Annotated in this window: 14 protein-coding genes and 1 pseudogene; 10 read left to right on the top strand and 5 right to left on the bottom strand. The window is 54.9% G+C overall.

Annotated features, from left to right (window positions below):
- Positions 1 to 67: 67 nt before the first annotated feature.
- Positions 68 to 1,330, bottom strand: a complete 1,263-nt coding sequence (locus OEG84_RS24095) for a hypothetical protein (protein WP_267656415.1) — start codon at positions 1,328 to 1,330, stop codon at positions 68 to 70.
- Positions 1,331 to 1,513: 183 nt separating this feature from the next.
- On the opposite strand from OEG84_RS24095, the gene OEG84_RS24090 reads away from it, so the two are divergent.
- The 4 genes from OEG84_RS24090 to OEG84_RS24075 are packed head-to-tail and all read left to right on the top strand — an operon-like array spanning position 1,514 to position 5,297.
- On the top strand, positions 1,514 to 2,650 hold the full coding sequence (locus OEG84_RS24090; protein WP_267656414.1) for a radical SAM protein: 1,137 nt from the start codon (positions 1,514 to 1,516) through the stop codon (positions 2,648 to 2,650).
- Entirely contained in the window at positions 2,647 to 3,231 is a 585-nt protein-coding gene (locus OEG84_RS24085) for a 3'-5' exonuclease (protein WP_267656413.1), read from the top strand. Before OEG84_RS24090 ends, OEG84_RS24085 begins: the two co-directional genes overlap by 4 nt.
- Positions 3,228 to 3,812: an AAA family ATPase gene (locus OEG84_RS24080; RefSeq protein WP_267656412.1), complete on the top strand. Its 585-nt coding sequence runs from the start codon at positions 3,228 to 3,230 to the stop codon at positions 3,810 to 3,812. Before OEG84_RS24085 ends, OEG84_RS24080 begins: the two co-directional genes overlap by 4 nt.
- 54 nt (positions 3,813 to 3,866) lie before the next feature.
- The gene (locus OEG84_RS24075; RefSeq protein WP_267656411.1) at positions 3,867 to 5,297 is read left to right on the top strand and encodes an HD domain-containing protein; all 1,431 of its coding nucleotides are present in this window, start codon (positions 3,867 to 3,869) and stop codon (positions 5,295 to 5,297) included.
- Positions 5,298 to 5,372: 75 nt separating this feature from the next.
- On the opposite strand, the gene OEG84_RS24070 is transcribed toward OEG84_RS24075, so the two are convergent.
- From OEG84_RS24070 to OEG84_RS24055, 4 genes are read right to left on the bottom strand one after another with little or no spacing between them, the layout of a single operon-like run.
- A complete protein-coding gene (locus OEG84_RS24070) occupies positions 5,373 to 6,023 on the bottom strand; it encodes a PIN domain-containing protein (RefSeq protein ID WP_267656410.1) in 651 nt (216 codons plus the stop codon).
- Complete coding sequence (locus OEG84_RS24065; protein ID WP_267656409.1) at positions 5,998 to 7,188, bottom strand: helix-turn-helix domain-containing protein; 1,191 nt, start codon at positions 7,186 to 7,188, stop codon at positions 5,998 to 6,000. The genes OEG84_RS24070 and OEG84_RS24065 overlap by 26 nt, the downstream gene beginning before the upstream one ends.
- Positions 7,172 to 8,566, bottom strand: coding sequence for a 7-cyano-7-deazaguanine synthase (locus tag OEG84_RS24060; protein WP_267656408.1), 1,395 nt, complete (start codon positions 8,564 to 8,566; stop codon positions 7,172 to 7,174). Before OEG84_RS24060 ends, OEG84_RS24065 begins: the two co-directional genes overlap by 17 nt.
- Entirely contained in the window at positions 8,547 to 9,110 is a 564-nt protein-coding gene (locus OEG84_RS24055) for a hypothetical protein (RefSeq protein ID WP_267656407.1), read from the bottom strand. Before OEG84_RS24055 ends, OEG84_RS24060 begins: the two co-directional genes overlap by 20 nt.
- 210 nt (positions 9,111 to 9,320) lie before the next feature.
- Between OEG84_RS24055 and OEG84_RS24050 the strand changes: the two genes are divergently transcribed.
- The 6 genes and pseudogenes from OEG84_RS24050 (at position 9,321) to OEG84_RS24030 (ending at position 12,180) form a co-directional block, all read left to right on the top strand.
- Complete coding sequence (locus OEG84_RS24050; protein ID WP_267656406.1) at positions 9,321 to 9,782, top strand: hypothetical protein; 462 nt, start codon at positions 9,321 to 9,323, stop codon at positions 9,780 to 9,782.
- A 272-nt stretch (positions 9,783 to 10,054) separates the two neighbouring features.
- Positions 10,055 to 10,177: a hypothetical protein gene (locus OEG84_RS24045; protein WP_267656405.1), complete on the top strand. Its 123-nt coding sequence runs from the start codon at positions 10,055 to 10,057 to the stop codon at positions 10,175 to 10,177.
- A gap of 65 nt (positions 10,178 to 10,242) precedes the next feature.
- Positions 10,243 to 10,392 carry a hypothetical protein gene (locus OEG84_RS24040; protein WP_267656404.1) on the top strand — a complete coding sequence of 50 codons (150 nt, stop codon included), beginning with the start codon at positions 10,243 to 10,245 and terminating at the stop codon, positions 10,390 to 10,392.
- A 20-nt stretch (positions 10,393 to 10,412) separates the two neighbouring features.
- On the top strand, positions 10,413 to 10,700 hold the full coding sequence (locus tag OEG84_RS25565; protein WP_366927427.1) for a transposase: 288 nt from the start codon (positions 10,413 to 10,415) through the stop codon (positions 10,698 to 10,700).
- Between the two features lie 16 nt (positions 10,701 to 10,716).
- Positions 10,717 to 10,911: pseudogene (locus OEG84_RS24035) on the top strand (integrase core domain-containing protein); the annotation flags it as partial.
- Positions 10,912 to 11,235: 324 nt separating this feature from the next.
- Positions 11,236 to 12,180 carry a cell wall hydrolase gene (locus OEG84_RS24030; RefSeq protein ID WP_267656403.1) on the top strand — a complete coding sequence of 315 codons (945 nt, stop codon included), beginning with the start codon at positions 11,236 to 11,238 and terminating at the stop codon, positions 12,178 to 12,180.
- The last annotated feature ends 15 nt before the right edge of the window (positions 12,181 to 12,195 follow it).

The following is a 12,195-nucleotide window of genomic DNA, read 5'->3' as shown; positions in this document are numbered from 1 at the left end:
CGGACCGCCGCATTGTTGAAATGGTTGCGTGACGATATTGACGTGAACTGATCAAGCGGCCTTAACGTCAAGCTCGTCCGGAAATGACTTCTGGTGCAACAAGCATTTTTTCTCGCAGATCGTCAGTAATGCCATCACCGTAGAGTGGTGACCCATTAGGGAAACCGGCCGCCAGCCATATGGCATCAAGCATCTGTCGCAAACTTTCGATCGATATTGAACATGCTGAAGGCATATCGACGGTTCCGAGATGGACGAAAGGAGCGCCCAGCCGCTTGCTAGATTTGTGCTGGGCACCCAACCGAACATCCTCCAATCCTTCGAGAGCCGCGTGGATAACCAAGGGTCCGCCGTCGCCGACTGCGGAGGCTATCTCTCCCATCCGTTTGGCCATCTCCACAACTCGGGCCTCCAGTGATTCGATGTCGACCAAGATGTCCTTGTCATCATCGATCCGCTCCCCAACCGTGATTGCCGCGTCTATTGCTCCCGAGCGTAGAACGCGAAGGTACCATCGCGATTCCGGATTTGGCTTCCCTTGAACGAAGCGAGGCGGATCGAACTCAGACCATTCCCTCGAATTGGTTTCAGCCGTGCTCTCGCTGTAGCGAGCGGGAATGAATTTCGCTCGTATTGAACTTATCGATCCGGGAGTAACCGAGGCCGTAGTCGCGGCTTCCGCTGTCACGAGTTTCACGACCAGGCGTGGGCCTGGGACGATGGCCGGCGTCTCTCCACGGTTACTCATTTGGATAAGGCTAGTGACGACGGCATGGGCGGGAGCAATAGTATCTGCGCTCGGCTTGCGGGACGCCCTTGTTGCCAGGACATCGTCCACGATTGCCTTGAGGTGGTGGGTTAGTATCTCCGCGAGCTTGGTGCGTTGTCCGCGACGGACGCCATCACTTGCACCCTCTTGAACAGAATATTGCGTCGGATGGCGCAAATGCGCCAGGTCGAAGGGAAGTTCCTGGGCTGGGCCGAAAGCTGTGTTCATCAAGAGCAGAATTTGCCTGTCTGTGAGGACGCCCCGTGCGTAGCCGAACTCGATCATTACATTCGGATTCGCCATTTTTTTCCCGTTCGGCGTGGAACCGACGAATGTGACGTCCCCGAGGAAGATATCGCATTCCCGAATTTTGCGCAGGATCGTGTCACTGACATGGGGAGTACCCGGCACACCGGACGTATCCGAGTCGAGATAAATCTCGATACCGTGGGCACCTTTCAGGTTCGCGATGGCTGCCTCAAGCGCGTGGCGAATGAAATTCCGACACACCTTGCTGCCGCGGTCGCTTTGCCAAGAGTAAAAAAGATGAATCGGTTGCATCTTTCGACACTATCACCAAGAATCGTAACCTGCGGAAGGTGTCAGATCCGTGATCCCCAATAAAAAGGTGGTGCGAGAGAAGCTTGACGCGGCGTTAAGTTCACTAGTGGCAAATCCCAAACAGCACTCTTGAACTTTCCACAGCGGTCGTTCAGTGTCAGGTTGTGGGTCGGGGAACTATAAATGGTTAAAATTGAAATCTTGGATGCAAAGCCCGTGCGCCGTGCGCCAGACGATCTGCCCTCAAGCCTGCGGAATTACATCGATTATCGAAAATCTGGCCTGAGTCTAAACCACATCGTCGGATGTCCGCTTGATTGTGGCTATTGCGTGCGCCACCTGTTCGATAATTTCGCGATGAAACGACCTCATCTCATTGTCAACGACGAGGTTGCGGTAGGTGAACTGATAAGTCATTGGGCATTTCGCGCGCACACCACTCCGATCCAGATCTTCAACCGGGCGACTGACCCATTCCTTCCCGGCGTTAAGAAGCATTTATTTAGAACCCTCGAGGCTCTTGATAGTCGCGGCTTCAGGAATCCCGTCTTAGTGATCACCCGATGGAAAATTGAGCCGGCAGACGTCGAACGACTTGAGGAATTCACGAACCTGAAGCTGACGATCTTGGTAACATGGTCGGGAATTGACGATGAGCGGATTGAGCCGGTTTCGTCTGGGATCGCCGCAAGGAGCTTGGAGGTGCTGGCCAGTTCGGCTTCGCGCGTGAAGAAGATCCTCTACTGGCGCCCAATTATCTCGGGCCTGAACGACACGACGGATCACTTCGCGGCGGCGCGCCGTCTTGCGGAATTCGCTGATGCCACGGTCTTCACCGGACTTTTCTATCGAGAGGAGATTCGGGCATATTTTCGAGAAGCCGGGGTGCCGGACCTTTATGCGGACATAGCGCGACGGAAGATTCTGCCCCGAGAGGCCGAAGGTCGGATTTTAGCGTGTTTCGAGGGGAGGCCGATTTTCCGCAAGACGTCTTGCGGGGTCGCCTTCGCGCACAGCATCGCAGATTTCAACGGCCATTTCGGGATAAACGAAATCTGCGACATCTGTCCTAAGACCCAGCGTGAGATCTGCGAAAAGCGCCACCGTAAACCTGATCTGGAAGCTGTTCGGAGCCTCGCTCGTGTCGTGTCATTGGTAGACCTAGATGGCATTGAGGTTTCTGATCGCCGGGTGGAAGTCAATGGCAGCACCGAGGCACAGCGCTATTTCATGCAGCACGCGTTGAACTTCCAAGTGCATGATCGGGCACAGCCTCATCGAAAGCATCGGCACGGGCGAGCGGAGATCGGATGGGAATGATGTGGGAAAAGGCTTGGGTGGTCGATGTAGAAGGCAACGGTGCGACACCTCCTGAAATTGTCGAGATCGCTTTAATGGAGGTTGTTGATTTGCAACCGAGTGGCCGCGCGTTCCATTGGCTCGTCAAGCCTGAGCGACCGATCAGCGCGGCGGTAACACGGATACACGGCATCACAGACGATGATGTCGATGATGCCCCCAGCATCGACGATATCGCCGAGGACATCGTGAGGTGGACCGATAGAAGTGTAATCATCGGGCACAACGTGCGCGTCGAACTCGACGCCATCGGCAGACAAATTCCAGAATGGAAACCGTCAGCAGCGATCGACACGCTCAAACTCGCTCGAGCGATGCGCCCCGGTCTCGACTCCTACAGTTTGGAGAATCTCGGTGCCACTCTCGGCCTGAGTGCCGAGGCGGAGCGCCAAACAGGGCTGAAGCACCACTCGGCGCTGTTCGATGTCGCATTGACCACCCTTCTGTTTACGACTTTGCTTGCTCCGCTGGATCGAGAAGGGCGCGATTTCCGCTCGCGCGAGGCAGATATTCTTTTCAAGGCGCAGGAGAGTTTTCTATGAGCATGAGGAAGGTCAAAGTCGGAATTGCCGGCACGCACTCAACCGGGAAATCGACCTTCCTTGAGCAATTAGACTCCGTTCTCTCCGCGGAAGGAGTTGCGATTGGTCGGGTGGGTGATCTTGCCAAAGCTGCTCGGGACCGCGGCTTCCCGATTTTAACTGACCATAATTTCGAAAGCACCCTTTGGATCATGGCTGAAGGCATGAGGCAGGAGGCCGAGGCCGCTTTGTCCAGCGAGGTCATTCTTGTCGACCGGCCGGTTCTTGACGCACTCGGTTATCTCTATGCCGCTGTTGAAATCTCAGGGCGATCGTTGCCGGACCGGCAGCTCGACGAACTTCGCTCGATCGCCGTCGCCCATGCCGGAGATTACGATGTGCTCGTGATGACGAAGCTTGACCCAGCAATCAGTCTTGGCGAAGGGCGCGACAAGAACCATGAGTTTCGGGTTGCAGCCGGCGAGAAGATTCGCGCCCTCGCCGAGGAAGCTGCCCTGCAGCCTGTAATCCTAACTTCTTCCAACGGTGACGAAGTGCTGGGTCAGGTTTTGGAGACGGTCCGGAGACACTTGGCGAAATAGACGGGGAAGCGCTCGCGCGATCTACGCGATTATTGAAGCATAGTGGGGGAAGACATGCAGGAAATATTGAATAAGGTTATTAAGGATCCGATCCACGGATTCATTGATTTCAACGGGGCTCGCGAAAACGAGCTCAAAAACCTTCTTTCCGACTCATTTTTTCAACGCCTGCGCCGTGTCAAGCAACTTGGTTTTTCCGACTACGTCTTCCCCTCCGCCGCCCATTCCCGCTTCGCCCATTCTCTCGGCGTCTACAAGATCGCTAAGCGAATGCTGACGATCATCGAGCCCGAGGGATCAAGCGGGAATTGGTCGCAAAAGGCGGAGGCATGCCTTGCCGCTGCGCTGCTGCACGACGTGGGTCATGGTATGTTCAGCCACGCCTTTGAGAGAGCGATGGGATTCTTTCTTGCACGCAATAAACTCGAGGAAGGGAAACGAGAAAGCCTCGAAGACGCCGTCGATCACGAAAAGGTCACCCAAAAAATCATTACTGACTCTACGATCGGCGAGGCACTGGTCAATTTTGGCGGCACGGAATTCCCCGCCATGGTCCGCGACATTATCAAAAAAGCGGACAAGAACTGCATCTACACGTCCGTTGTTTCAAGTCAGCTGGATGCAGACAGGCTTGACTATGCCAAACGCGACGCCTACTTCGCCGGCGTGTCTTCCGGCGGCATCGATCTGGATTGGCTGCTGCGAAATCTCAAGGTTGGAAAAAACGGCGATGCGCGTTTCCTATACGTCGATAGCAAGGCATACATCTCGCTCGAACAGTTCACAGTGACGCTCTTTCAGCTGTATCCCACAATATACCTGCACAAGAAGATCCGGGGGCTCGAGTTCATGTTCGCCCTGCTCCTAAGCAGGGTTTTCGAGCTGATTGCGGCAGGTGATGTGCCTGCCACCGGCCTTTCGGATACTCACCCATTCGTGCGATTTTTCCGCGACCCAAGCAATCTCGATCAAGCGCGCCTGCTGGACGACACACTGTTTTGGGGATCGCTCCATCAATTTCGAGAGGCAAGTGACGCCTCGGTCAGGGATATCGCGACGCGGCTCTCTGATCGCCGAATTCTACCGATGATCGATATCTGGAAAGTCGCCGATGAAATCCTCGCCTCGAGGTCCGAGGTCGTCGAGCTCACCGCGAAAACTCGCGTCGAGCGGATTGAAGCAGTATGCAAGGCTGTTGCGGCAAGACTCCAGAAGGAAACGTCAATTTGGAGCGACGGCTGCTACTACGACACTTACAATCGCCCCATTTATAAGCCGATGGGTGTCGTAGGTGGCGATCCTCAGCAGATAAATGTCAGTGTTGGCGGACAGATCTTGGACATCGCGTCCATTTCTCCCGTTGTGGCAAGCGCCGCATCCTTCAACATCCATCGGATCTATTATGACGATCGGAAAGTCCGAAATACAGATGATCTGAAGAGGTTTATCCGCGAGGCAGCCGAAACCGAAATGGCTCGCCTTTAACACCAGACTTCTGCCGCAGCAGCTCCTTAACCAGTAGGTTGTTAGTGCTATGCGGCTATCTGTTTGTCGTGCGACTTAGAAAAGCATCGGATCAAATCGTCCCCGGTGCTGCTCGCTTTTTTCACCGAATAGATGCCGGTATCCCGGTAGACAAGTGCATTGTCTGGCACGATCATCGCCAATAATCCCGACGACTTCGGACGCACTCTCAGGGGGAATACGCATACGCCCGTCACGCAGCGCCAAAAAGAGGGCGTCCACGGAAAAGTTAGCCCCCAAGCTGGCCGTCGTATTCGGGTGAGACAGCAAGTCGAGCGACCATGCCGGTTCGATCCCGATAATTTCCTTAGCTCGCCTGCGGCCTCGCCGCTCGTCGATTACCGGGAAAAGGCCTCGTCCCCTGGAAATAGCGATCGCCGCGGCTTCACCGTCATCAAGAGAGGACGCTGCGGAAGTGAGCTTGAAGAAGATTTCGAACTCCTCCTCCGAAAGATCGACTAGGGTGATGTTTCCAGCCGCCGCCAGTGCTTGTAGAAATGCCTCCTCGCCGTTTCGGCGGCTCGTCTCGTGATTGAGTTCTCGGGCGACGATGTACGGGACGAGAATTCGATTGGGGATCGCGACGAGAATCTCGACGCCACGCCGGCATGCGTGCAGATTGATCAACACGCTCGTATCAAGAGCCAATGCAGCGGTGTTCTCACTCAGAATGCTTGAGTAGGTCATCCGTCTCTTTTTCCTCAAGCTCAATCTGATCGACGATCTCTCGCAGCTGAATCCTGCTGATCTTCAGCAGCTCCGAAAGCTGGCCCTCTGACATCAGCTCGCGCTTCCATGCCGCGTGGGCCATCAGGCTCATCCGGTGTGAGATCGGCCGATCTGCATCCGCCTTGCCGGCATCGCGCCGATCGGCTGCGCTGCCAAGCACTTCTCGTGCGTGGTCATCCGAGATGCCGCCGTTGTTTTCGAACCACGACCAAGTTCCCTTTTTCACAAGCCCCAGCTCTTCCAAGCGAAGAACGCAGGCCTGGCGGGAGATGCCGTACTGGTCGGCGAGGAGGATGACGAGCCTACGCGTGGTTTTGCCAGTGATCTCCTTGAGCTGGCGGTAGCTCTCGCCAAAACTATCTGCCGGCGTTACGAGGGCGCGGCCGAAAGAATTTGCATAACGCTCGTCCCGCGAGAGAAACTTCTCGTCTTCCTCAAGGACCTCCGGCATGCGTCGCGTCCCGTAGAAGTGGCCGGTTTCGTGCGCGGCGGTCTGAACTCGTCGAGCGAGCGGATGGTTCGCGTTAAGCAGAATGCACGCCCCAACGTTGTCGTCATAGGTGAAGAGACCCGCGACCCGTGAACGCGAGGACAGCCGCCGCTGGTAGAGGCGAATTCCTAACCCGTGCTCAATGACGGAGAAAATATCGGCGATAGGACCCGACCCTAGCCCTAGCCAATCTCGAAGCTCCTTTGCATGAGCTTCGCCCAGCATTGCTGCGTCGCCCTCGTTAAGCCCTCGCTCAGGCGGATAGTTAAACCGGCGTTGGATCCCGAGAATATTCTCCAGTTCGACATCGGCCTTGATCAGGTCATTGAAGAGCCGGACGGCCTCGATCGTATGTTCGTCTTCCGTCTCCCTTAGCTTTCGAAATCGTGGCACCAGATCCGTATGAACAGCCTCGCGACGCAACAGAGCGTTGACCGATACGCCATATCGGTGGGCCAAAGTCTGGATCTCCTGAATCCTTACCCGTCGTGCACCCTTTTCGATCGAGACAAGGGTCGGGCGGGAGACGCTAATGAATTGTGCGGCGTCGTCTTGGCGAACGTCGGCATTCTCGCGAGCGATCCGGAGCCGTCGGCCGATTTCCTGCGCACTTAGCTCATTTAAAGCGGTCATGGCGACCTCCGTCCAGCCAACTACTTAGGAAGCTTCCATCACCTTGCGCGGACAAAAATCTCCGCCATTCTTTGGCATGCGTCATTAACATCAGTCTCAAGTTTCGAAGGGTCTGCTCATAAGCCTCTCCCGTCGCCGCCGCAATCTGAGAGGCAAACGGGCGCAATGCTATGTCGGGCAGTTCCGCCATCTCAGCAAGATGTTGTAGATGGCGAGCCCCAACACTCCCGTATTCGATCATGATATCGCGATCGGCTTCTGCAGAGATCTTCGAAAGGGCTGCCTCAATCTCTACGGCAGCGAGATCCGCGATAACATAGGTGTCATTGGGCTCAACGACTTCCGCTGCGTAAAGGCTCATCCGTCGCAGAAGGCACGCCGCGCAGAGCCCGCATTGCCGGCGGCGCTCAGCATTGACGATCCTGCGCGTTTGCCAGCAGGAGCGAGTTTGAACGAGGTACTCGTTTTTTTTACCGGGCAAGCCGAGGTACGCCGTCAGGGTCTCGCCTTTCGTGAACCACAGCCGTGGTTGCTCGAACCTGATGTTGGTCCCGAGAAGGGCGCGCGTGAACCGCTCCATTTTTCTGAAGAACGTTGGGAAATTTCGGTAGTCGGTATAGATATTGTAAAGAGGCACGAGCACCGGCCCGAGCGCGCCTTGGCCACTCTCGGGAACCACGATCCTCGCGATATTCGACAGGTGCGAGGCGATCGCCGCGATAGCCGCAAATTGAAATCCGCGTGATCGGAAGCTGCTCTCCTTGCCCTTGAAGCCCTTCACCCTGAAAGGGATCTGCGTGAAGTAGCTGTCACCAGCCATCCTGCGCTGTTTGGTGCCGGCAACGCGAATACATAACGCCTCGGCAGGCGCTCCGCTGAGCGCGGAGACCGCGCGTGAATCCAATCCGTTGCTGTAGGCAATTGCGAAGGTCTTGGCCTGATCAAAGACGAGCGGTATCTGCCGCGATCCGATCGGCGAGCGCTCAGTGGCTTTGACAAAGGTGAATTGCCAACTGTCGCCGGTAAGAAAGTTCATTGCGCTGCGGAGCGTCGATTGAACTTCGGGCCTTGACCAGGAATCGTAGTCAGTGACTGGGACGGTAATGTGCAGTTTACGCAACCAAGACGTTGGCCGCTTCCAACGACGATCGGCAAATTCGATGGCGGCCGCCACCACCATCAAGTCGTAGTGCTTTGCGGCAAAGCCCTTCACATCGAAGGTATCGAGAATATCAGGGACGAACCTGATATGTTTTCCAATCTCGGCGAACACCAGATTGTGCGACGTGGGACCTCCGGCCCGCTGACCGTTCTCAACGGCAATTAGGTGCTTTTCTTCATAGAAGTCCGAGCCCATTTCAGTCATCTGGTCCATCATTCACATCCTTGCGCACGGTCCGGCGGAACGCGTTTTTGTTGCCGTTCTCGAGCGCCGCACAAACGCTACCGACGTCTATGGCAGCAAAGGTTTCTCGGTTTCGCTGCAATCCTTTCGAAAAGTCCGACCGGCTCATGTCGCTAACATCACGTGCTCGGATACATTCTTCGTCTACGCGGTTCTTGGCATTCGCGAGGATTTCACCGACGGCTTGCTCGAGAGCCAAATCGAGTGACTTCCGTTCAGGCATCCCTTCCCTCAGGTTGCATAGAAGGTTTCGTTCCAACGTGTCGCTCATCGTCGATCGCTCATTGTTATCAAAGATCGTTTCGGTAGCCGCGACGGAATCGAGATCCATCTGTTCACGCGAGGTGCGAGCGTTGAGCTCGCCGTAAAGCCGATCGAAAAACTTAATATCGCCAAAAACGCTGTGGCAGGCCTGCTTGACACGTTCGTCCTGGGAGGCCGCGTCGCTGACGAGGTCCTGCCCGTACTGCTTCCATCTAGTGCTCAGTGCTGAATTTCGGAAAGGGCCATCAGTCATCGTCGCCTCCAATGTTCACAGCATCATCGTAAAAGCTGACAAAGTCAATATATATGAGAAAATATCTGACATTATGGCGTTGCAGCTTGAAGTCGCAGCGTTCGATACTCATTTCATGAGCGACACAGGGCTTTCTCAATCTTCGCTATCAACGCTTGCGCCGCTTACGTCCTGAACGAGATTATGTTTCTGGCTTGGAGGAATTTGAGAGTGTGGGCAGAAGTTAATTTTGGTAAGTGGAGAGACAAAGGCAAAACGCTGCCGCAGGTTTTGGTCGCGGACCCCGACTGGCTCTTTTGGGCACTGGATGAAGGTGCATTTAGAGGGGCGCTTGCGACACAGGCAGAGATGCTGGCGCGTCGAGCTAGGTCTATAAAATTGCCGTCAGCGTTGGCGGGCACGCATTGCGTCCAACACTGGATAACCCACGACGGCAAATATGCGCGTTTCGACCTGATTGAATCAGACCAAGGGCCGCATCATGGTTCAAGCACCGAAGTGCGCCGATCCACCCTCAATATGGAGTTTCCACGAGGGATCAAGCAGTACGACAAGCTAGGGTGTAAGCAACTGATGAAAAGCTTCAAGCACCACTGGTTTGAAGGAAAGCCTTTTAGCAAGGCAAAAGTTGAAGCGTTTTTTGATAATGTCGCGAACTTTGAAAATCCGTAGACCACAGGCTCAGCTTAGGGTATCAAGCGATTGAGAAGGCTGATAAATTCGAGGCGAAACACCTCTATTGATGCGGGGTCGTTGGTTCATATCCCTTCAAGACCTACAGACGGCAAAAAGGGGCGGGAAAGGCTGCTTACTGCGGTATCGACGAGTGACCGGAAAGAGGGGTGCCTTAGCGGCCAGACAGCTTGGATGCTGAGGGTGCCGCACGATCCGTTCTCTCTCGGCAGGCAACAGCGCTCCCCAAAACACAATCAGGATCATCGGAGATGATCCGACATTTGAAGAATGCGCGTGATACTACCGTCAAATCACGCTCGCAGGCAATGGTGACCCTGAAGACGTCGATCTGCGTGACACGCTGGATCAAATCCGAGGAAAAGTCGCGCTGATCCGGCATATCGCAGCCTACCGACCTGGCGACATCGACACGCCGTTGGCCTCCGCAAAATCAGCCATGCGCGCATTGGCGCGTCGTTGGCTATGGTTGCATGAGGAAATCATCGCACATGACAAGGAACGGGAACGCATTGTCACCAAACGCGCACCAGACTTGATGGCTTCGCATGGGATTGCAACGCTGACAGTGGCGAAGATGTTGATTTAGTTGGCGATGAACCGACGCGGATTCGCTCGGAAACTGCCTTTGCAAAACTTTGCGGTGTTTGCCCGATCCCAGCATCTAGCGGCAAAACAAATAGGTTCCGATTGAACCGTGCCGGCAATCGACAGGCTAATGCTGCACTCCATCGCGTGGCCATCGTCAGAATGCGAAGCCACGAACCTTGCCTATGTAAAAAACGCACGAAAGACGGAAAGAGCAAAAGCGAAATCATTCGCTGCTTGAAGCGCTACATAGTTCGCGAAATCTACAGCCAGATCTGTGTACCGAAATCTGCCCAAATCACCGCTTGACGAACATAGGAGCTTCAACGCGATGGTGGAAACAGTGTTCAAGACGATCAAGAACGAGCTGATCTGGCGATCCAGCTTCCAGACCCGAAGAGCTACGGAATTGGCCCTTGGCCGATATATCGACGGCTTCTACAATCCACGTCGGTGACATTCCGCATTGGGATACAAATTGCTGGCCTCATGCAAGGCCGAAATGGCCATCACAGAGTGAAAGCCTCTCCACAAAATCCGGGCAAGACCAATTACGCCGCCGTTCACTTATAGAGGAATGATCTCTCATATAGCAATGAATAGATGGGGTGGTTGCCGCCAGATTGCTGCTTTGCTGAGACATTGTGGCGCCGACGAGGGATTGGCTTTAAGAATCAGTTAAGGTTAATAAAGCATCCTCTTCGCGCAACGAACCAGGTTTGGAGAAGCAAGGATGCGAACAGCCGTGTGCCCTAAGCTCCCCGCTTTGGCTTTGTGTTTGGTGTCGTGGATAGCTTTCGGTTTTGCGTCTCCGCCACACCTCTACAAATCAAGGGGTACGCAAATGGAAGCGACCCTAGAACCCCGAACAACCCAGAACGCAGATCGTTTTGCATTCCTCGTCGGTAGGGAGGACTATGGTAAAAAAGGCGCCCGGATCAAGCTGCGGGGTGCCCACGAGATTGGTTCTGTAACATCGGCGGTTCTGACGAAAACCTCGAGGCTGCCGCGCAGGAATACGGCAGGGCTATCAGCCGGGATATCGATCGCCCAACCTGGCTTCGTGCCGCTGCTATCTGCGTCTGAGTTCGGGGAACTCAGGCAAAGCTTCGAGTATTTTACAAAGGGAGACGCTTCGGCACGTCATAAACCCGAAGATGACCGTTTGGCCGGTGTCCCGCCTGTTCTCGCTGCCCTCGTCACCAATGATTCGGCTGATGTTCTTGCCACGGCCTACGCACCGACGGACGCTTACCATGCTCCAGAGGGGGCTTTTGATGCAGTGCTGGGAGGCGAAACAGACATGGGTCGTTTTGTTCCCCCGGTGGAGGAAGGTGACCATGATTGGATGAGTCAGCCTCTCCCAGCATCGGTTTTCTCGGCCACTGAACAAAAATGCTTGGCGACCGGTATTTACTTTGAAGCGCGCGGTGAAAAGGTGAAGGGACAGGCTGCTGTCGCCCAAGTTATTCTAAATAGAGTGCGCAACCCCAAATATCCCGGTAGCATCTGCGAAGTAGTGTACCAAAACAAGAGCTGGTTCAACAGATGTCAGTTCTCTTTCGCCTGTGACGGTGTAGCCGATTTGATTGTCGACCGAAGAGCTTTTCGGCTCGCGAAGGACGTCGCGATGGCGGTATCTGCCGGCAAGATATTTCTTGCCGAGGTCGCTTCGTCCACTCATTATAATGCAACCTATGTGAACCCTTCCTGGGCCCGCTCCATGCAGCGCATGACTCAGATTGGTTCGCATATTTTCTATCGGACGATAGGCGGCGGCTGGAGCTGATAGGCACCACGCCAC

It is taken from the genome of Hoeflea algicola (assembly GCF_026619415.1).
Lineage (GTDB): Bacteria > Pseudomonadota > Alphaproteobacteria > Rhizobiales > Rhizobiaceae > Hoeflea > Hoeflea algicola.
Note: the sequence above shows the minus strand (reverse complement) of the source record. Positions and strands in the feature narration are given on the sequence as shown.

Excerpts from the sequence above, each read along its gene's own strand:
- OEG84_RS24095 (WP_267656415.1), bottom strand. The coding sequence starts at position 1,330 with ATGCAACCGATTCATCTTTTTTACTCTTGGCAAAGCGACCGCGGCAGC.
- OEG84_RS24090 (WP_267656414.1), top strand. The coding sequence starts at position 1,514 with ATGGTTAAAATTGAAATCTTGGATGCAAAGCCCGTGCGCCGTGCGCCA.
- OEG84_RS24085 (WP_267656413.1), top strand. The coding sequence starts at position 2,647 with ATGATGTGGGAAAAGGCTTGGGTGGTCGATGTAGAAGGCAACGGTGCG.
- OEG84_RS24080 (WP_267656412.1), top strand. The coding sequence starts at position 3,228 with ATGAGCATGAGGAAGGTCAAAGTCGGAATTGCCGGCACGCACTCAACC.
- OEG84_RS24075 (WP_267656411.1), top strand. The coding sequence starts at position 3,867 with ATGCAGGAAATATTGAATAAGGTTATTAAGGATCCGATCCACGGATTC.
- OEG84_RS24070 (WP_267656410.1), bottom strand. The coding sequence starts at position 6,023 with ATGACCTACTCAAGCATTCTGAGTGAGAACACCGCTGCATTGGCTCTT.
- OEG84_RS24065 (WP_267656409.1), bottom strand. The coding sequence starts at position 7,188 with ATGACCGCTTTAAATGAGCTAAGTGCGCAGGAAATCGGCCGACGGCTC.
- OEG84_RS24060 (WP_267656408.1), bottom strand. The coding sequence starts at position 8,566 with ATGATGGACCAGATGACTGAAATGGGCTCGGACTTCTATGAAGAAAAG.
- OEG84_RS24055 (WP_267656407.1), bottom strand. The coding sequence starts at position 9,110 with ATGACTGATGGCCCTTTCCGAAATTCAGCACTGAGCACTAGATGGAAG.
- OEG84_RS24045 (WP_267656405.1), top strand. The coding sequence starts at position 10,055 with ATGATCCGACATTTGAAGAATGCGCGTGATACTACCGTCAAATCACGC.
- OEG84_RS24040 (WP_267656404.1), top strand. The coding sequence starts at position 10,243 with ATGCGCGCATTGGCGCGTCGTTGGCTATGGTTGCATGAGGAAATCATC.
- OEG84_RS24030 (WP_267656403.1), top strand. The coding sequence starts at position 11,236 with ATGGAAGCGACCCTAGAACCCCGAACAACCCAGAACGCAGATCGTTTT.